19 protein-coding genes are annotated in these 18924 nt (G+C 74.5%); 13 read left to right on the forward strand and 6 right to left on the reverse strand.

The features are described 5' to 3' along the window. Window positions 1–32 precede the first annotated feature (32 nt). From AC1Q5D_RS11555 to AC1Q5D_RS11570, 4 genes are read right to left on the reverse strand one after another with little or no spacing between them, the layout of a single operon-like run. Window positions 33–440: a phage holin family protein gene (locus AC1Q5D_RS11555; protein ID WP_481738641.1), complete on the reverse strand. Its 408-nt coding sequence runs from the start codon at window positions 438–440 to the stop codon at window positions 33–35. Beyond that, the gene (locus AC1Q5D_RS11560) at window positions 437–1969 is read right to left on the reverse strand and encodes an FAD-dependent oxidoreductase (RefSeq protein WP_481738640.1); all 1533 of its coding nucleotides are present in this window, start codon (window positions 1967–1969) and stop codon (window positions 437–439) included. Before AC1Q5D_RS11560 ends, AC1Q5D_RS11555 begins: the two co-directional genes overlap by 4 nt. Further along, on the reverse strand, window positions 1966–4077 hold the full coding sequence (locus tag AC1Q5D_RS11565) for a molybdopterin oxidoreductase family protein (RefSeq protein WP_481738639.1): 2112 nt from the start codon (window positions 4075–4077) through the stop codon (window positions 1966–1968). Before AC1Q5D_RS11565 ends, AC1Q5D_RS11560 begins: the two co-directional genes overlap by 4 nt. 2 nt (window positions 4078–4079) lie before the next feature. After that, on the reverse strand, window positions 4080–5447 hold the full coding sequence (locus tag AC1Q5D_RS11570) for an MFS transporter (RefSeq protein WP_481738638.1): 1368 nt from the start codon (window positions 5445–5447) through the stop codon (window positions 4080–4082). Window positions 5448–5588: 141 nt separating this feature from the next. On the opposite strand from AC1Q5D_RS11570, the gene AC1Q5D_RS11575 reads away from it, so the two are divergent. The 11 genes from AC1Q5D_RS11575 to AC1Q5D_RS11625 all read left to right on the forward strand — a co-directional run bounded on the left by AC1Q5D_RS11575 (window position 5589) and on the right by AC1Q5D_RS11625 (window position 16173). Continuing rightward, the gene (locus AC1Q5D_RS11575) at window positions 5589–6710 is read left to right on the forward strand and encodes a histidinol-phosphate transaminase (RefSeq protein WP_481738637.1); all 1122 of its coding nucleotides are present in this window, start codon (window positions 5589–5591) and stop codon (window positions 6708–6710) included. A gap of 122 nt (window positions 6711–6832) precedes the next feature. Beyond that, window positions 6833–8005 carry a pyruvate dehydrogenase (acetyl-transferring) E1 component subunit alpha gene (pdhA, locus tag AC1Q5D_RS11580; protein ID WP_481738636.1) on the forward strand — a complete coding sequence of 391 codons (1173 nt, stop codon included), beginning with the start codon at window positions 6833–6835 and terminating at the stop codon, window positions 8003–8005. Further along, on the forward strand, window positions 8002–8976 hold the full coding sequence (locus tag AC1Q5D_RS11585; protein ID WP_481738635.1) for an alpha-ketoacid dehydrogenase subunit beta: 975 nt from the start codon (window positions 8002–8004) through the stop codon (window positions 8974–8976). Before pdhA ends, AC1Q5D_RS11585 begins: the two co-directional genes overlap by 4 nt. Window positions 8977–9073: 97 nt before the next feature. Beyond that, window positions 9074–10639, forward strand: a complete 1566-nt coding sequence (locus AC1Q5D_RS11590) for a dihydrolipoamide acetyltransferase family protein (protein WP_481738634.1) — start codon at window positions 9074–9076, stop codon at window positions 10637–10639. Between the two features lie 152 nt (window positions 10640–10791). Further along, window positions 10792–11733, forward strand: a complete 942-nt coding sequence (locus AC1Q5D_RS11595; protein WP_481738633.1) for a hypothetical protein — start codon at window positions 10792–10794, stop codon at window positions 11731–11733. Between the two features lie 175 nt (window positions 11734–11908). Beyond that, a complete protein-coding gene (locus tag AC1Q5D_RS11600; RefSeq protein WP_481738632.1) occupies window positions 11909–12796 on the forward strand; it encodes a LysR substrate-binding domain-containing protein in 888 nt (295 codons plus the stop codon). Then, entirely contained in the window at window positions 12793–13896 is a 1104-nt protein-coding gene (locus AC1Q5D_RS11605) for an enolase C-terminal domain-like protein (RefSeq protein WP_481738631.1), read from the forward strand. Before AC1Q5D_RS11600 ends, AC1Q5D_RS11605 begins: the two co-directional genes overlap by 4 nt. Before the next feature lie 56 nt (window positions 13897–13952). Continuing rightward, complete coding sequence (gene catC, locus AC1Q5D_RS11610) at window positions 13953–14231, forward strand: muconolactone Delta-isomerase (protein WP_481738630.1); 279 nt, start codon at window positions 13953–13955, stop codon at window positions 14229–14231. A gap of 229 nt (window positions 14232–14460) precedes the next feature. Then, complete coding sequence (gene catA / locus AC1Q5D_RS11615; RefSeq protein ID WP_481738629.1) at window positions 14461–15315, forward strand: catechol 1,2-dioxygenase; 855 nt, start codon at window positions 14461–14463, stop codon at window positions 15313–15315. A gap of 70 nt (window positions 15316–15385) precedes the next feature. Further along, the gene (locus tag AC1Q5D_RS11620; protein ID WP_481738628.1) at window positions 15386–15976 is read left to right on the forward strand and encodes a flavin reductase family protein; all 591 of its coding nucleotides are present in this window, start codon (window positions 15386–15388) and stop codon (window positions 15974–15976) included. A 44-nt stretch (window positions 15977–16020) separates the two neighbouring features. Beyond that, window positions 16021–16173 carry a hypothetical protein gene (locus AC1Q5D_RS11625; protein WP_481738627.1) on the forward strand — a complete coding sequence of 51 codons (153 nt, stop codon included), beginning with the start codon at window positions 16021–16023 and terminating at the stop codon, window positions 16171–16173. A gap of 132 nt (window positions 16174–16305) precedes the next feature. Here AC1Q5D_RS11625 and AC1Q5D_RS11630 read toward each other — a convergent pair whose 3' ends face one another. Continuing rightward, entirely contained in the window at window positions 16306–16920 is a 615-nt protein-coding gene (locus AC1Q5D_RS11630) for a flavin reductase family protein (protein WP_481738626.1), read from the reverse strand. Between the two features lie 89 nt (window positions 16921–17009). Then, window positions 17010–17612, reverse strand: coding sequence for an NAD(P)-dependent oxidoreductase (locus AC1Q5D_RS11635; RefSeq protein WP_481738625.1), 603 nt, complete (start codon window positions 17610–17612; stop codon window positions 17010–17012). Between the two features lie 83 nt (window positions 17613–17695). On the opposite strand from AC1Q5D_RS11635, the gene AC1Q5D_RS11640 reads away from it, so the two are divergent. Both AC1Q5D_RS11640 and AC1Q5D_RS11645 read left to right on the forward strand, forming a co-directional pair. Further along, window positions 17696–18091 (forward strand): winged helix-turn-helix transcriptional regulator, encoded by a 396-nt coding sequence (locus AC1Q5D_RS11640; RefSeq protein ID WP_481738624.1) that lies wholly within the window; start codon window positions 17696–17698, stop codon window positions 18089–18091. Continuing rightward, on the forward strand, window positions 18084–18860 hold the full coding sequence (locus tag AC1Q5D_RS11645; RefSeq protein WP_481738623.1) for an NUDIX hydrolase: 777 nt from the start codon (window positions 18084–18086) through the stop codon (window positions 18858–18860). Before AC1Q5D_RS11640 ends, AC1Q5D_RS11645 begins: the two co-directional genes overlap by 8 nt. Window positions 18861–18924: the final 64 nt, after the last annotated feature.

Below are 18924 nucleotides of genomic sequence, written 5' to 3' on the forward strand. Positions count from 1 at the left end.
CACGGGACCGCCCGGCAGCGGGCCCCGCGGGCCTACTTCCGGTCGCCGGGAACCAGCCAGCCGATGACGGCGGCGACGATGCTGATGATGATCGAGCCGAGGATCGCGTCCCAGAAGAACGACTCCACGTGGAAGCCGATGGGCGTGTAGCCCATGATCCAGGACGTGAGCATCAGCATCGCGGCGTTCAGCACGATGGCGAACAGGCCCAGCGTCAGGCACGTGATCGGCAGCGACAGGAAGCCGAGGACGGGCCGCACCACGGCGTTGACGACGCCGAAGACGAGGCCCACGAACAGGTACGACACGGCAGTCCCCACCGCCTCGCTTCCGGTGGCCCGCTGCGTGGCCTCGGCCCCGACGTCGATGCCGGGGAGGAGCCAGGCCGCTGCGGCCAGGGCGAGGGCGTTGATGACGACGCGCACGAGGAAGCCGATCATGGGCCCATCCTCGCACGCCCGGCCCCCGACCCGGCCGGGGCCGGGGCGGCCGTCCCCAGGAGGACCTCGATCCGTTCGCGGCAGCCGCCGCAGCCCGTGCCGGCCCGGCAGGCGCGCCCCACGGCGTCGGCGTCCGCGCAGCCGGCCGCGACCGCGTCGGCCACGTCGCGGTGGGTGGCCCCGCTGCACCGGCACAGCACGTCGTCGGGGGAGGGGGCCGATCCGCCCGGATGGCCCGCGGCGGGACCGTCGAGGCGCAGCAGTGTGCTGCGGTCCGCCGGCAGCTCGGCGCCGCGCTCGTACAGCAGCACCAGTTCGGCCGCCGTACGGGGGAGGCCGATGGCGACGAAACCGGTCAGGACGCCGTCCCGCGTGGTCATCCGGCAGTAGCGGCCGTGGTCCGGGTCCGCCCAGACGGCCGTGCGGGCCGGGCCGGGGCCCCACATCCCACCCGAGACGTCGCCGGCCGCGGCCAGATCCAGGCCCCGGGCCTTGAGCAGAATCAGCGGTCCCCCCGGCCTCGGGGGTGCCGGGGAGGCCGTGGCTTGGGGCACGGAGGGCCCAGCGGCTCCCGCGTCGAGCCGGCGGGCCAGCGCATCGGCCTGCTCCCATCCCGGGCCGATCAGCCCGCTCGGCGCCGAGCCGTCGACGGCCGCGCAGTCGCCCACGGCAAACACGTGGCCCTCCGTGTCGGCCTGCAGGCCGCGGTCGACCCGGATCCCCCGGCCGGTCGGCAGGCCGCACCCGGACGCGAGTTCGTCGCGCGGGCGCACGCCGCAGGAGAGGACCAGGAGGTCGCCCGGCACGTCGGGCGCGTCGTCCAGCTCCAGGGCCGCGAAGCGCCCGGCGTGCCGGGAGACACCCACGGCCCGCGCACCGCCGACCACGCGGACCCCGGCGGCCTCGAGCCTGGCCGCGAGGAGCCGCCCGCCGTCGGCGTCCAGGCTGCGCGCCAGGGGGTGTGGTCCGTGGTGCACGAGGACGGCGGAGGCGCCCTCTTCGGCCGCCGCCACGGCCGCTTCGACGCCGAGGATCCCTCCGCCGAGGACCACGATCCGGCCGCCCGCGCGGACCACGGGCAGGAGCCGGGCCGCGTCGTCGAGCGTGCGTAGCGCGACGACGCCGTCGGGCAGGTTGGGCTCGCGGTGCGGCTCGAAGTCCAGCCCCCGCAGGGTCGGCACGACGGGGCGGGCCCCGGTGGCGAAGACCAGCCGGTCGTAGCCGCGCCAGGCGCCGCTCGCGAACAGGACGCGCCGCGCGGCGCGGTCCACGCGGACGGCCGCCGTCCCGGTCACGACGGCGACGCCCCGGCGCCGGAGCTCGTCCGCGTCCGCGAGGTCGAGGGCGCGGGCCGGGGTGCGCCCGACCCCCACGTCGGCGACCAGCACGCGGTTGTAGGCGGTCCGCGGCTCGGCGCCCACGACGGCCAGCTCGATCCGGCCGGCGTCGACGGCGGGAAGCAGTCCGTCGACCAGCCGCGCGGCGACGGGACCGAACCCCAGGACGAGGACCCGCTCCGGCCCGTTCACCGGCGACCCGCCCGTTCGATCGTGGCGGCGGCGTTCTTGAAGGCGGGCATCCCGCTCACCGGGTCCGTGGCGGCGTTCGTCAGGGAGTTGGCGCGCCCCCCGCCGGGGAAGTGAAACGGCAGGAACACGCAATCGGGCCGGATGTCCTCCGTGAGCAGGGCCTTGGCCCTGGCCCGTCCCCGCGCGGTGGAGACGACGACGTCGTCGCCGTCGGCGATCCCCGCCGCGTGCGCCGTGGCCGGGTGCACCTCGGCCCGTGGCTCCGGGGCGGACTCGAACAGCTCCGGGACGCGGCGCGTCTGCGCGCCCGACTGGTAGTGCTCCAGGAGGCGACCCGTCAGCAGCGCCACCGTGCCCGGCGCGTGCAACGGCTCGGCCGCCCCGCCGGGCGCCACGGGCACGAGCAGGGCCCGGCCGTCCGGATGGGCGAACCGGTCCAGGAACGGACGCGGCGTCCCCGGCCCGGCCGGTTCCGGGCACGGCCAGTAGGCTTCGCGCCCCGCGTCCAGATCGGCATACGAGAGCCCGGAGTAGTCCGCCGGCCCGCCGGCCGACGCGGCGCACAGCTCCGCGAAGACGTCCGCCGGGTCGGTGGGCCACCGGCCCGGGGCGTCCAGCCGCCGCGCCAGTTCGGACAGCACCCACAGTTCCTGGGCCACCCCGGCGGGCGCGTCCACGGCCCGGCGGCGGCGCAGCACGCGGCCCTCGAGGTTGGTCATCGTGCCCTCCTCCTCCGCCCACTGGGCCACCGGAAGCACCACGTCGGCCACCTCGGCCGTCTCCGAGAGGAAGAAGTCGCAGACGACGAGCAGGTCCAGCCGGCGGAGCGCCTCGACCGTGCGCGCGGCGTCCGGGGACGACACGACGGGGTTGGAGCCGTGGACGAGAAGCATCCGGGACCCGCCGGGCAGGCCGAGGGTGTGCAGCAACTCGGTCGCCGGCAGGCCGGGCCCCGGCAGCGCGGCGGGGTCGACGCCCCACACCGCCGCCACGCGGGCGCGGGCGGCCGGGTCCGTGATCTTGCGGTACCCGGGCAGCTGGTCCGCCTTCTGCCCGTGTTCCCGTCCGCCCTGTCCGTTGCCCTGGCCGGTGAGGGTCCCGTAGCCGCCCGCGGGGGTTCCGGGCAGGCCGAGCAGCAGGGCGAGGTTGATGGCTGCGGTGGTCGTGTCCGTGCCGTTCGCGTGCTGCTCGACGCCGCGGCCGGTCAGCACGTAGGCGCCCGGGCCGCCCGCGCGGCCGGCCCGGGCCGCGGACGCCAGGCGGCGAGCGGCCTCGCGGACCTGGGGCGCGGGGACTCCCGTTGCCGCCTGCACGCGCTCCGGCCACCACGGCGCCACCGACCGGCGGACGGCCCCGGCCCCCCGGGTCCGGGCCGCGAGGAAGCCGGCGTCGTCCAGCCCCTCGGCCACCACGACGTGCGCGAGCCCGAGCAGCAGCACCAGGTCGGTGCCCGGCGCCGGTTGCAGGTGCAGTCCGCCGCCGTCGTCGGCCAGCCGGGCGGTCGCGGAGCGGCGGGGATCGACGACGACCAGGCCGCCGCGGGACCGGGCCCCCTCCAGGTGCCTGACGAACGGGGGCATCGTGTCCGCGGCGTTGGAGCCGAGGAGCAGGATGGCGCCCGCGCCGCCGAGGTCCGCCAGCGGGAAGGGCAGGCCGCGGTCCAGCCCGAAGGCCCGCTGCGCCGCCGCGGCCGCGGAGGCCATGCAGAACCGGCCGTTGTAGTCGATCCGGGACGTCCCGAGCGCCAGCCGCGCGAACTTCCCGAGCTGGTAGGCCTTCTCGTTGGTCAGGCCGCCCGCGCCGAACACGGCGACGGAGTCGGGCCCGTACCGCTCGCGCAGCGACCGGGCCGACGCGGCCACCCGGTCGAGCGCCTCGCTCCAGGCCGCGGGCCGCAGGCGGCCGCCGGCGTCGCGCACCAGGGGCGTCGTCAGCCGGTCCGGTGCGGCCAGGACCCGGGCCGAGGACCAGCCCTTCCGGCAGAGGCGTCCGCCGTTGGTCGGGAAGTCGCGGCCGGCGACGGCAGGGACGGCTCCGGGAGCGGGGGCCGCCAGCTCCATGGCGCACTGGAGGGCGCAGTAGGGGCAGTGTGTGGGCGTGCCCGCCATGCTCAGACCCCCTTCCGGGCCAGAACGGCCCCGCGCCGGACGTAGGTCGCCCACGTCAGCGCCCCGAGGGCCGCATAGGCGGCGACGAGCGCGGTGAAGGCGGCGGCGTAGCCGCCGGTGGCCGTGGCGCTGGCCCCCATGGCCTGCGGGACGAGGAACCCGCCGTAGGCGCCGACGGCCGACACGAGTCCGAGGGCGGCCGCGCCCCGGCGCCCCGCACTGATGCCGCCGAGGTCGCCACGGAGGGCGAACAGGGCGGGCAGCATGCGGTAGGCGGAACCGTTGCCCAGCCCCGCGGCCCCGAACAGGACCAGGAACAGGCCGAGGAACGGGCCGAAGCGTCCGGCCGACAGCACCGGGACGACGGCGGCGGCCGCGGCGGCCATGAGGGCCAGCGCGGCGACCGTCACCCGGGCCCCGCCCCAGGCGTCGGCCAGCCGGCCGCCCAGCGGCCGGGCCAGGGACCCGACGAGCGGGCCGAGGAAGGCCAGCGAGAGCGTGGCGCCGGCGAGGGGGAGCCCCGCGTACTGGGGGAACGTGTCGAGGATCAGTTTCGGGAACACCGCGGAGAAACCGACGAAGGACCCGAAGGTGCCGATGTAGACCACCGCGACGATCCACAGGTGCGGCTCCCGCAGGGCCGAGCGCACGGCCCGCCCGTCGCTGCGCGCATCCGTGAGGTTGTGCATGTGGCGCCAGGCGCCCCACGCGGCCAGCAGGAGCAGCGGGATCCACAGGAGGCCGGCCACCGGGAGGGCCAGTGCCGCGCCGCCGAGCGCGGACACGGCGACCGGGACCGCCAGCTGCGCGGCCGCCGCGCCCAGGTTGCCGCCGGCCGCGTTGACCCCCAGGGCCCGCCCCTTCTCGCGGGCCGGGTAGAAGTGGGTGATGTTGGCCATCGAACTGGCGAAGTTGCCCCCGCCGAGCCCGGCCAGGGCGGCCGCGAGCAGCAGGACGGCGAACGGCGTGCCGGGATCCGACACCGCCCAGGCCAGCGCCGCGGCCGGAAGGACCAGCAGCAGGGCCGACGCGACGGTCCAGTTCCGCCCGCCCCAGCGGGCGACCGCGAAGGTGTAGGGCACCCGCAGGGTGGCCCCCACGAGGCTCGGCACGGAGATCAGCCAGAACACCTGGCCGGTGTCGAGGTCGAAGCCGGCGGCCGGCAGCTGGACGGCCACGACCGACCACAACTGCCACACGACGAACCCGAGGAACTCGCAGAAGACCGACCAGCGCAGGTTCACGGCGGCGGTTCCCCGCCCGGTGGAGCGCCAGAACGAGGCGTCCTCGGGGGTCCATTCGTCGACCCACCGGCCTGGGCGCAGGCGCAGCCCAGGCTCCGGGGCGGTGGCGCGGGTGTTCGTGGCCATGGATTCTCCGTTCGTCGGGGACGCTGCCCACGCTCGCAGGCCCCCGTTTCGCCCCGTGGCCGGGCGCGTTTCGGCCCCGGAAAACCCGCCTCACGCGCCGGGCCGGGCGGGAGTGAGCCACGCGCCGCTAGGCTTGGGTCCATGACCACCGAGAACCACGTCACACGCCGCGAGGTCACCCCTCGCCCGGTCATCGACCGGCTGCCCAAGTACGTCGCCGGGAAACCCCCGGCCGCCGCCCCGGGCCTGACCCCGTTCAAGCTCTCCTCCAACGAGAACCCGATGCCCCCCGTGCCGGGCGTCCTGGAGGCGATCGCGGCGGGCGTCGACTACAACCGCTACCCCGACCCGCTCTCCACGAACCTGCGCGAGGCGCTCGCCGGGCACCTGTCGGTCCCGGCCGAAGACATCGTCACGGGCGCCGGCAGCCTGGGCGCCCTGACGCAGATCGTCAGCGCGTTCGCCGGGCAGAACGACGACGGCGTCGCCGACGAGGTCGTGTACGCGTGGCGCTCCTTCGAGGCCTACCCGATCGTCATCCAGACCGCGGGCGCCACCGCCGTCCCGGTGCCCGTGCTCGCGGACGGACGGCACGACCTCGAGGCCATGGCCGCGGCCGTCACCGAGAACACCGCCGTCGTCCTGCTGTGCACGCCCAACAACCCGACCGGGCCGATCCTCACCGCCGACGAGGTCGAGGGATTCCTGGCCAGGGTGCCCCGCGACGTCGTGGTCGTCATCGACGAGGCCTACGTCGAGTTCGTCCGCGCGGAGGACGCCGTGGACGGGATCGAGATGTACCGCAAGCACCCCAACGTCGTGGTGCTCCGGACCTTCTCCAAGGCCCACGGGCTCGCCAACCTGCGGGTGGGCTACTCCGTGGCGCAGCAGGGCATCACGGCACACCTGCGGGTCGTGGCCGTTCCGTTCGCCGTCTCCACGCTCGCCGAGACCGCGGCCGTCGCGTCGCTGCGGAACCTCGACGCGGTTGTGGAAAGGGTACAAGGGCTCGTCGACGAGCGGACGCGGGTCGTGGCCGGCCTCCGCGAGCTCGGGTGGGAGATCCCGGACGCGCAGGGAAACTTCGTCTGGCTCGGCCTCGGCGAGCACACCCAAGACTTCGCGCGGGTCGCGGGGGAGCGGGCGCTGGCCGTGCGCGCCTTCGGGAACGAGGGCGTCCGGGTGTCGATCGGCGAGGCGGAGGCCAACAGCCGCTTCCTGGAGCTTTGTAGGACCTATCCAAACGCCCCCCGGCTTTCCTAGTCGGTCACAAATCCCGGGGCGCGCCCTGGCGGCCAGTAGGCTGGAGGGCGACTAGCCACATATGCCTGGCGGGGAATGCATGCCCCGCCAGGCATATATATCCACGTGAGGGGCCCTCGCCTATGACGCCCAGCCGCCCGCAGGCCGGACTGATCGCCGCCGCGGAAGAGCTACCGGACGACCTCGCGCAGCTGCAGCTGCTGACGCCCGGCGGCGAACTGCGGACCGACCCGGTCTTCTCGCCGTACCTCGAGGACGTCGACGACGAGGCCCTGCGCGGGTTCTACCGCGACATGGCGGTCACCCGGCGCTTCGACGAGGAGGCCACGGCCCTCCAGCGGCAGGGCCAGCTCGCGCTCTGGGTCCCGCTGCGCGGCCAGGAGGCGGCCCAGATCGGCTCCGGGCGGGCGACGCTCCCGCGCGACTACGTCTTCCCGACGTACCGCGAGCACGGCGTCGCGCTGACCCGCGGCGTGGACTTCGCCGAGATGCTGCGGATCTTCCGCGGCATCTCCAACGGCGGCTGGGACCCCCGGGAGACCGGCTTCCACCTCTACACGATGGTCCTCGCCGCCCAGATGCCGCACGCGACCGGCTACGCCATGGGCATCCAGCGCGACCAGGCCGGCTGGGACGCCGAACGGCTCGAGCGCGAGGGCGAGGCCGTGCTGGCGTACTTCGGCGACGGCGCGTCGTCCGAGGGCGACGTCCACGAGTCGATGGTGTTCGCGGGCAGCAACCGCTCGCCGGTCGTGTTCTTCTGCCAGAACAACCAGTGGGCCATCTCCGTGCCGTTCCACGTCCAGTCCCGCGTGCCGCTCGCGCGCCGCGCGGCCGGCTACGGGTTCCCCGGCCTGCGCGTGGACGGCAACGACGTCCTCGCCGTCCACGCGGCCACGCGCTGGGCGCTCGAGCGGGCCCGGCGCGGCGACGGTCCCGTGCTGATCGAGGCCGAGACCTACCGCCTCGGCGCCCACACGACGGCCGACGACCCCACGAAGTACCGCACGTCCGACGAGGAGGAGGCCTGGGCCGCCAAGGACCCGCTGCCGCGCCTCGAGCGGCACCTGCGCTCGACCGGCGCCGGCGACGACGCCTTCTTCGCCGACGTCGCGGCGCAGGGGGACGCCCTGGCGCAGCGCGTCCGCGCCGAGGCGCTGGCGTTCCCGGGGCCGTCCCTCGCGGACGCGTTCCGCCACGCCTACGCGGAGGCGCACCCCCTGGTCCGCGAGGAGCTGGACGCGCACCTCGCGTACGAGGCCGGATTCGCCGACGCCGAGGAGGGCGCCCGATGACCATGATGACCCTGGCCAAGGCCACGACGGCCGGCCTCCGCCGCGTCCTCGAGGAGAACCCGAAGTCGCTGCTGATCGGCGAGGACATCGGGCGGCTCGGCGGCGTGTACCGGATCACCGAGGGCCTCCAGGCGGACTTCGGCGCCGACCGCGTCGTCGACTCCCCGCTCGCGGAGTCCGGCATCATCGGCACCAGCATCGGGATGGCGCTGCGCGGCTACGCGCCGATCGCCGAGATCCAGTTCGACGGCTTCGTCTTTCCGGGCTTCAACCAGATCACGACGCAGCTGGCCAAGATCCGCTCCCGCTCCGAGGGCCGGCTGGGCGCCCCCGTCGTCGTCCGGATCCCCTACGGCGGCGGCATCGGCTCCATCGAGCACCACTCGGAGTCCCCGGAGGCGCTGTTCGCCCACACGGCGGGCCTGCGCATCATCACGCCGTCCAACCCGCACGACGCCTACTGGATGATCCAGCAGGCCGCCGCGTGCCAGGACCCGGTGATCGTCTTCGAGCCCAAGCGCCGGTACTGGCTCAAGGGCGAGGTCGACACGGAGAACCCGGGGCAGGACGCCTTCGGCGCGCAGGTGGTCCGCGAGGGCACCGACGCGACGATCGTCGCGTACGGTCCGCTGGTTCCCGTCGCCCTGGCCGCGGCCGCGGCCTCCGAGGAGGACGGCCGGAGCGTCGAGGTCATCGACCTGCGCTCCATCAGCCCCATCGACTTCGACACCGTCACGGCCTCCGTCGAGAAGACCGGCCGGCTCATCGTCACCCACGAGGCCCCGGTCTTCGGCGGGATCGGCGGCGAGATCGCGGCCCGCGTGTCCGAGCGGGCGTTCCTGCGCCTGGAGGCCCCGGCCCTGCGCGTGGGTGGTTTCCACCTGCCCTACCCGGTCTCCAAGGTGGAGGAGCAGTACCTGCCGGACATCGACAAGCTGCTCGACGCGCTCGACCGCTCGTTCGCCTACTAGCCCCGACCCGCCAGGAGACCGCGCCGGCCGCCAGCCCCGGCCGGCCCCGCCCGCCAGCACGACCCGCGGCCCCGCCGCAGACCCGCCAGGAGGCACCATGAGCACGTTCAACCTTCCCGACGTCGGCGAGGGGCTGACCGAGGCGGACATCGTCTCCTGGAAGGTCAAGCCGGGGGACACGGTGGCCGTGAACCAGGTCTTCGTCGAGATCGAGACGGCCAAGTCGCTCGTGGAGCTGCCGAGCCCGTTCGCGGGCACCGTCTCCGAGCTGCACGCCGCCGAGGGCGAGACGCTCGAGGTCGGCTCCCCGCTCTTCTCCGTCGACGAGGCCGCCGCCGGCGGCGCGGGTGCCCCCGCCGGGGGGACGACGGCGCCGCCCGCCCGCGGTGGAGCGGCCGCGGAGGCGGAGGCCGCCGCGGCCGGCCCGGACGAGCCGCAGCTCCCGGCCGGGGTGCCCGCGCCGGCCCCCGCCCAGGACCAGGCCGAGGCCGCGGCGCCCGGACCGCTCGTCGGGTCCGGCCCGAAGGCCGACCCGGCCAAGCGCCGCCCGCGCCGCAACCGCCCAGCCCCGGGGAGCCTCCGCGGCCCCGCCGCGCGCCGCCCGGGCGGCTCCGCGGAGGCGCCGCCGTCGTCCGCCCCGGCGCCGACTCCGACGGCGGCGCCCGCCCCGGGTTCGGCGCCGGCCGCGGGTGCGCCGGCCAACCCCTCGGGCACGGCTTCCGCCACCGCGGGCGCGGCGGCGGCGGGCCGGGCCCGCGTCGGCGAGCTGCTCGGCCGCGTGCTCGCGAAGCCCCCGGTGCGCAAGATCGCCAAGGAACTCGGCATCGACCTGTCGAAGGTCCCGGGAACGGGCGGCGGCGGCGAGGTCACCCGCGAGGACCTGCTGTCCTACCAGGCCCAGCGCGAGGCCGAGCAGGCCGCGGCCGGGACGTTCTGGACGGCCCAGCCCGGCCAGGGCGACCGGGTCGAGCGCGTCCCCGTCAAGGGCGTGCGCAAGGCGACGGCCAAGGCCATGGTCGAGTCCGCGTTCACCGCACCCCACGTCAGCATCTACGTCGACGTCGACGCGACGCGCACCATGGAGTTCGTGCAGCGGCTTAAGGCCTCGCGCGACTTCCAGGGCATCAAGGTCTCGCCCCTGCTGATCCTCGCGAAGGCCGTCATCTGGGCCGCGGCCCGCAACCCCAGCGTCAACGCGAGCTGGGTCGAGCAGCCGGACGGCTCCGCGGAGATCCACGTCAAGCACTTCATGAACCTCGGCATCGCCGCCGCGACCCCCCGCGGCCTGCTGGTCCCGAACATCAAGAACGCCCAGGACCTGAGCCTCAAGGAGCTCGCCGTGGCCCTGAGCGACCTGGCCACCACCGCGCGGGCCGGCAAGACGCCGCCCGCCGACATGCAGGCCGGCACCCTGACGATCACGAACATCGGTGCCCTCGGCATCGACACCGGCACGCCGATCATCAACCCCGGCGAGGTCGCGATCGTCGCGTTCGGCACGATCCGGCAGAAGCCGTGGGTCGTCTCCGGCGAGGTCATCCCGCGCTGGATCACCACGCTCGGCGGCTCGTTCGACCACCGCGTCGTCGACGGGGACCTCTCCGCCCGGTTCATGGCCGACGTCGCCGCGATCATGGAGGAGCCCGCGCTGCTGCTCGACTAGGGAGGGCGGAGGCCGCCGGGCGCCGGGCGGCGAAGGGGGCCGTTTCGTCACCGGATCGTGACGGCGGGGCGCACCGTCCCGGCCTACGGTTGATACAGACGCGTCTGGGATCCCCTCCGGCGCCCGCCGGGGCCCGACACACGGAGCCAGCCATGCGCACCACCCCTGCTCCCAGCCAATCCACCAGCCGGCGGTCCCGCCGCCGCGCCGGGCTCGCCGCGGTGGTCGCCGTGCCGCTGCTGCTCGCCGGGTGCGGCGCGCCCGAGGCCGCGCCGCCCGGCCAGGGGGACGACGGCGGCGCGACCGCGACGGGCGCGTCCCCGACCGGCGGAACCGACTCCGGGAGCCCCGGGACGCCGGACGATGCGTCCACTGCCGACCCGGACACGCCGACCTCCGATGGCGGCTCCGCCACCGACGGCGCCACCGCGCCCGGTGCCGGCGGCGCCACCGCGCCCGGTGCCGGCGGGGCGGCGTCGACCTCCGCGGCGCCCGGCGCGACCGGCGGCGCGGCGCGCGGAAGCTCCGGCGCCGGCGCGGCCGAGATCCCCATGGACGACTGGAAGACCTTCACCGGCGGGGGCCTGTCGTTCCGCTACCCGGCCGTGTGGTCCCTGGAGGGCGGATTCACGGAACACCAGGGCGTCTTCGAGATCATCGACGGCCGCGGCCGGCCCATCGCGCAGTTCCAGACGAACGTCGTCACGGACACCGACGGGGACGTCGGGTCCTACGAGCGCGCCGACCTCGACCGGGGCACCGTCCAGGGCCTGGCCCGAGAGGGCCGCGTCGACTGGGTCTATACGTACCGGACCATCACGGACACCACGGCCCCGGACGCCCCTCCGGACCGGTCCGTCCTCTTCGCGGTCGCCGACACCGCCAACCTCGCCCGCCGGACGGAGCAGCCGCACCTCTACACCTTCCCGAATCCCCCGGCGGGCGTCGCCTGGCTGATCACCACCGAGCACTTCGTCAACACACCGGGCACGGACCCCGACCGGTTGACGGAGGCCGAGGCCAAGGCCTTCATGTCCACCGAGCGCTACCAGGCCATGGTCCAGATCGCCGGGTCGCTCCGGTACACGGACTAACCCGGGGAGCCCGTTCCCCCGAGGGACCGGGACCGACGCGACCCCGCGACCGCCACCCACGATTCAGAGCGCCTCCATATGAATCCAAGCCGATTTGGTATTTCAGTCGGGGAATAGGTCGACCTACGCTGGGTGAACGCGCCGCTGCGGCGCGCCCACGCGACAGGAGGACCCGATGGAGCTGCGCCAACTGCGGTACTTCGTCGCGGTCGCCGAGGAGCGGCACTTCGGCCGGGCGGCCGTGCGCCTCCACATGGCCCAGCCCCCGCTGTCGCAGCAGATCAAGCAGCTCGAGGAGCAGCTGAACACGCGCCTCCTGGAGCGCACGACGCGCCGCGTGGACCTGACCCCGGCCGGAGAGCTGCTGCTCGAGCGGGCCCGCTCGCTGCTGGCCGAGGTGGACCAGCTCGCCCACGACGTCGAACTCGTCGGCCAGGGCGCCAGCGGAGTCGTCCGCATCGGGGTGGTCGGCTCGGCGACCTACCGGCTGCTGCCCCGGATCGTGGAGAACGCCCGCCGCCGCATGCCCGGCCTGAAGCTGCACGTCACCGGCGAGATGCTCACCCCCGACCTGGAGCGCGCCCTCGAGGACAACCGCGTCGACGTGGCCGTGCTCCGGCCGCCCGTCCACTCGACCGCGATCGAGACGCGCCTGCTCGAGCAGGACGAGCTCGTCGTCGCGCTGCCCGAGGAGCACGAGCTCGCCTCCCGGGGCACGCTCCGCCTCGAGGACCTGCGCGACGAGCCGTTCGTCGGCTACCCGCGCGGCTCGGCGGTCAGCGGGATCACCCTCGAGGCCACGGGCCGGCGGGGCTTCCGTCCGCGCGTGGTCCAGGAGGCCGGCGAGACCTCGACCCTGCTCTCGTTCGTCGCCGCCGGCCTCGGCGTCGCGCTCGTCCCCACGACGCGCCGCAACTTCGCCCTGCGCGGGATCGTGTTCCGGCCCCTGCGCGACGCCCCCGCCGTCGACCTCGCCATCGCGTGGCGGCGCGGCAACGACTCAGCCCTCATCACCAACTTCGTCGCCCTCTTCGGCGGCGATCCGGAAGGAACACCCGAGTGAAAATCGAACGCATCGAGGCGATTCCGTACGCCATTCCGTACACGCACCCCCTGCGCTTCGCCAGCGGCGAGGTCCACACCGCGGACCACGTCCTCATCCGCGTCCACACGGACGACGGCGTCGTCGGCACCGCGGACGCACCCCCGCGGCCGTACACGTACGGCGAGACGCAGGCCTCGATCGTCGAGATCGTCGAGAACGTCTTCGCCCCGCAGGTCACCGGCCTCGAGATCACCGACCGCGCCAAGGTCCACGAGATCCTGAACCGCACCATCCACAACCAGGTCGCCAAGGGAGCGCTGGACATCGCCCTCTGGGACGCGCTCGGCCTCACGCTCGGCCAGCCCGTGCACAAGCTGCTCGGCGGCTACACCGACTCGATGCGCGTGAGCCACATGCTCGGCTTCCGTCCCGCCCAGGAGCTGCTCGACGAGGCGCTGCGCTTCGGCGAGGAGTACGGCATCACCACGTTCAAGCTCAAGGTCGGCCGCCGGCCGCTGGCCCTCGACATCGAGGCGTGCCACGTGCTGCGGGAGGGCCTCGGCGAGGACGTCGAGATCTACCTCGACGCCAACCGCGGCTGGACCGCCAACGAGGCCCTGGAGGTCCTGCGCCGGACCGACGGCCTCGGGCTGACCCTGCTCGAGGAGCCGTGCGACGCCAAGGAGGCCATGAGCCGGCGCCGCCTGGTGGAGAAGTCGCCCATCCCCGTGGTCGGCGACGAATCGGTCCCGACCGCCGGCGACGTCTCCCGCGAGCTGCTCTCCGGCGGCTGCAACGCCATCTGCATCAAGACCGCGCGCTCCGGGTTCACGGAGGCCCAGCAGATCCTCGGCCTCTGCACGGGCCTCGGCGTGGACGTGACCATGGGCAACCAGATCGACACGCAGGTCGGCTCGCTCGCCACCGTCACGTTCGGCGCCGCCCACGAGGCCTCCAGCCGCCGGGCCGGCGAGCTGTCGAACTTCCTCGACATGGCCGACGACCTGCTGGCCGAGCCGATCCGGATCGTCGACGGGTCCATCGCCGTGAGCTCCGTGCCCGGCGTCGGCGCCGCCATCGACGAGGACAAGCTCACGAAGTACCGCACCGACGCGTAGCGGCGCGGCGCCCGCGCGCCGCCGTCGTCCCCCCACCCCCCACGCAAGGAGAGAGCATGCTGTTTCTGGCCCGCATGGACGTGACGTTCCCGCCGCACCTGACCCCCGAGCAGGTCGCGGACTTCCAGGTCCGGGAGAAGGAGTACTCGGGCGAGCTGCAGCGCAGCGGCAAGATGGCCGGCATCTGGCGGATCGTCGGCGAGTACGCGAACCACTCGCTGTTCGACGTCGAGTCCAACGACGAGCTGCACCGGATCCTGAGCGGGTTCCCGATGTACCCGTACATGAAGATCAAGGTCACCCCGCTCGCGAAGCACCCCAACGCGATCGGCTGACCCGGCCGGCGGCACCGGTTCGGGGAACCCCGGGCACCCACGGGTGCCCGGGGTTTTCCGCGCCGCCTCCTCCATTAGGTTGCCCTGCGTCTCAATCCGCACGGAAAGAGTATTTCTCTTCGAAGAATCGCGCCCCTAAGGTGGAAACCAACGTCACGCAGCTGTGACGCACCGCATAGTTGCAGATCACCACGGGGCGGCCGGCAGGCCGTCGAGACAAGGACACGACATGAGCACCGAAACCGCTTCCGCTGCCGCCTCCGGCAACGCCGCCACCGACCGCTTCCGCGCCTCCGGCAAGACCGCCTCCATCCAGGCCAACCAGGAGCGCGTGAACCTGCTCGCGAGCAAGCTCGTCAAGGCCGCGAACGACATCGTGCTCGAGGAGCGCGTGACCTACGACGAGTTCAACGCGCTGAAGGCCTGGCTGATCAAGGTCGGCGAGGACGGCGAGTGGCCGCTGTTCCTGGACGTGTGGCTCGAGCACTCCGTCGAGGAGGTCGCCACCAGCCACCGCGAGGGCAACAAGGGCTCCATCGAGGGCCCGTACTACATCCCGGACTCCCCGGAGCAGAAGACCCCGGCCAAGATCTCCATGCGCGAGGACGAGAAGGGCACCCCGCTGCGCTTCCAGGGCCAGGTCCGCTCCACCGACGGCGCCCCGCTCTCCAACGCCAAGATCGAGCTGTGGCACGCCGACGAGGAGGGCTACTACTCCCAGTTCGCCCCGAACATCCCGGAGTGGAACCTGCGCGGCACGTTCATCGCCGACGAGGAGGGCAACTTCCAGATCGACACCATGCAGCCGGCCCCGTACCAGATCCCGACCGACGGCGCCTGCGGCCAGCTCATCGCCGCCGCCGGCTGGCACGCCTGGCGCCCGGCCCACCTGCACCTGAAGGTCTCGGCCCCCGGCCACGAGCTGCTCACCGCCCAGCTGTACTTCCCGGGCGACGCGCACAACGACGACGACATCGCGACGGCCGTGAAGCCGGAGCTGATGCTGGACATCCAGCCCGCCGAGAGCGGCAACGGCGTCCAGACCACCTACGACTTCGTGCTCGACCCCGAGCGCCAGTCCTAGCACCCGACCGCGCCAGGGGACGCGGCCCCGCGGGCCCCGGCGCGCCACCAGCACCTCCGGAAGGACCACCGTGACGACGACAGCATCCCGGGCCGCCACGGGCTCCGACCCCGACGGCGTGCGCCGCGCGTTCGGCCGCTTCTGCAGCGGCGTCAGCGTCGTCACCACCCGCGGAGACGACGGCGTGCCGCACGGCGCCACCGCGAACTCCTTCACGGCCGTGTCCTGCGACCCGCCGCTGGCCCAGGTCACGCTCCTGCGGACCGCGCGGGCGGCGCGGATCCTCGGCAACGAATCCTTCGCGATCAACGTCCTCTCCGCCGGCCAGGCGGATGCGGCGCGGCACTTCGCCGGCGATGAGGCCGCGGCCGAGCCGGACTGGGAGGCCGACGGCGGCGTCCCCGTCCTGCGCGGCAACCTCGCCACCCTGCTCTGCCGGCCGTGGAACATCTACGACGGCGGGGACCACATCATCGTCGTCGGCGAGGTCGTCCGCCTCGACACGGCGGACGCGGAGCCGCTCGTGGCGTTCGGCGGCGGCTTCCGCCGCCTCGGTGGGCCGCTCGAGCAGCCCGCGGCCCCGGCGGCCGCGGACGACGGCGGCGCCCGCGGCTACGCGGCCGCCTACGCGTTCCGGCCGTTCGGCCAGGCGGACCACTAGCGCCGACCAACCACCCCGTCACCACCGACAGGAAAGGCAGCACCATGAACACGATCCGGAAGACCACCGCCATGGTTCTCGGCACGGTGTCGGGCACCTGCTGCGCACTCGCCAACACCGCCTGGAAGTCCGGCGCCGGCAGCCCCGCCATGGGGCCGCACGCCTGGGCCGGCTCCGAAGAGCCCGCCCGCGCCTAGGGCGGGCACGGCGCCGACGGGGCGCGGGGACAGCGTCGTCCCCGCGCCCCGTCGGCGTTCCGGGCCAGTCGTTCCGGCCCCGGGGCGCCCGAGCCCCGCCCCGGCAGGGCGCGTTCCCCGGGGCGCGTTCCCTCAGGCCCCCGGCGCGCGGTAGTCGTCGACGCCCATCCGGCGCAGCTTCGGGGTCCCGCCGAGCGTGCCGTAGTAGCTGCCGCCCAACCGAGCCAGGGGGTCGAGCAGCGTCGGGTCCGGCCGGCCCTGGGCGTCGAGGACCGACCGGTCGACGGCGATGTGCCGGACCAGCCCGAGGACCAGGAACGAGTCGCCGACAGGCACGACCCGCTCCAGCGCGCATTCGATGGCCGCGGGGGACTCCGCGATCCGCGGTGGGGCGACGGTGGCGCTGGGCTCCGGCGTCAGGCCGGCCTTCGCGAACTCGTCCACCCCGGCCGGGAACGGGGTGCCGGTCGCGTTCACGTACTCCAGCAGCCGGCGGGGCGCGAAGTTCACGGTGAACTCGCCCGTGGCCTCGACGTTGCGCAGCGTGTCCTTGCGCCGGACCGAGGTGAACTGCACGATCCCGGGATCCGCCGACGCGACCGTGAAGAACGAGTGCGGGGCGAGGTTTACGCGACCCTCCGCGTCCACGCTCGAGACCCAAGCGATCGGCCGCGGGATGACGAGGTTCGTCAGCAGCCGGTAGACGTCGAGGGCGGGCAGGTCCGCGGGGGAGTGGTCGATGCGCATGGCTTCATCGAAGCACAGGCCGGCGCGGCCGGCGCGGCCGGCCGCGCGCCACCGGCGGGGCCGCCCCGCGGCGCGGCCCCGCCGCCGCCCTAGTTGGCGACCGTGAAGCGGCGGTGCCGGTTCTTCGGCTCCTCCAGCTCGTCCAGGACGGCGACCGCGAAGTCCTGCGTGGAGATCGAGTCGCCCACGGGGGAGTCGACGCCCGTGGTGTACTCGCCCGTGCGCTCGCCCGGCTGGATCACCGGGGCCGGCGCGAGCATCGTCCAGTCCAGGCCGGAGGCGGAGTTGTAGGCCTCGAGGACGTGCGCCATCGTCAGCGACTCCGCCTTGTACGCCTCCGGGAAGTCGGGCGCGTCGACGAGGCGGTGGCCGCCGGCGTTCAGGGCGCCGGCGCCGCCGACGACGAACACCCGGGCCGGGACCAGCGTCTCGGTGATCTCCTCGTGCGCGGCCACGTACGGCCCGTGGTCGCCGCCGTCGCGCGACGGGGGGACGGAGAGGACGACGGCGTCGTGCTCGCCCGCGAGCCGGCGGTACGTCGCGAGGTCGCCGAGCTCCGCGGCGACCGCCGCCGTGCCCTCCACGGCCGTGCCGTGGCGCGTCACGGACGTGACTTCGTGGCCCCGGGAGAGCGCCTCCCGGACGATCTCGCGCCCCACCATCCCGGTGGCGCCGTACACGGCAATCTTCATGGGTCGTCCTTTCGTCACAACGATGCTGGTGGAGCAAAGGTATCCGCTGGATACCGGATACCTCAACGTCATATAGTTCCCCCATGGATACCGTGTCGCGGGATTTCAACGTCATGGTGCCGGACTGCCCGTCCCGCGCCGTGCTGCAGCGGATCGGCGACAAGTGGACGCCGCTGGTGGTCCACGCGCTCGAGGGCGGGCCGCTGCGCTTCTCGGCGCTGCGCGCCGCCGTCGGCTCCGTGACGCCGAAGGTGCTGACCCAGACGCTGCGGACGCTCGAGCGCGACGGGCTCGTCGGGCGAGCCGCCTTCGCCGAGGTGCCGCCGCGCGTCGAGTATTCGCTGACCGAGCTCGGCCGCTCACTGCTCGGGCCGCTGCACACGGTCCGCGAGTGGTCCGAGGCGCACGCGGCGTCGATCCTCGAGGCCCGCGCCGCGTACGACGACGAGGCCGTGATCCCGGAGGTGCGCGGTGCCTGAGAACGCGGCGGGAACGGCACCCGACCCCCACGGTCCGGCCGGGGCCTGGGCCGGCGACGGGGGCACCGGCCCCGGCGGCGGTCCGCGCTTCCACGGCGAGGCGGCGACGGTCGTGCTGCTGCGCGACGGCCGGCCCGGCCTCGAGGCCCTGCTGCTTGAACGTCCCCAGCGCGGCTCGTTCGCCGGCGCGTGGGTGTTCCCGGGCGGGCACGTGGACCCGGAGGACCTGGAGGCCGAGGACTCGGGCCCCGACGCCGCGTCCTTCGGCGCGGTCCGGGCCGCACGGCGGGAGGCCCTCGAGGAGACCGGGCTGGAACTCGACCCGGCCGGGCTCGTGGCGATCTCGCTCTGGATCCCGCCGGCGCAGGCGCCCAAGCGCCTGCTGACCAGGTTCTTCCTCGCCGCGGCCCCCGAGGGGCCCGTCCGGCTCAGCGCCGACGAGCACGTCGGCCACGCGTGGCTCGCCCCCGCCGAGGCGCTGGAGCGCCACGCGCGCGGGCAGATGCGGCTCGTCGCGCCGACTTGGGTGACCCTCCACGACCTCCAGGTCGCCGCATCCGTCCACGACGCCCTGGCCGCGGCCCGCTCCGCCGAGCCGCGCGAGTTCCACAGCCGCCGGCAGACCACTGCGGACGGGCGGCAGCTGATCCTGTGGTCGGGGGACGCGGAGTACGACGGCGACGCGGTCCCGGGCGCGGACCTCCCGTCGGGGCGCCGCCACCGGATGGACATCACGGACCTGCCCTGGGTCTACGAGCGTTCGCACTAGGCGGGCACCGGGTCCGTGGGCGGGCCATGCCGGTGGGCAGGACGACCCATCCCGGGGCCGGAGC

The sequence above is a fragment of the Arthrobacter paludis genome (genome assembly GCF_056782315.1).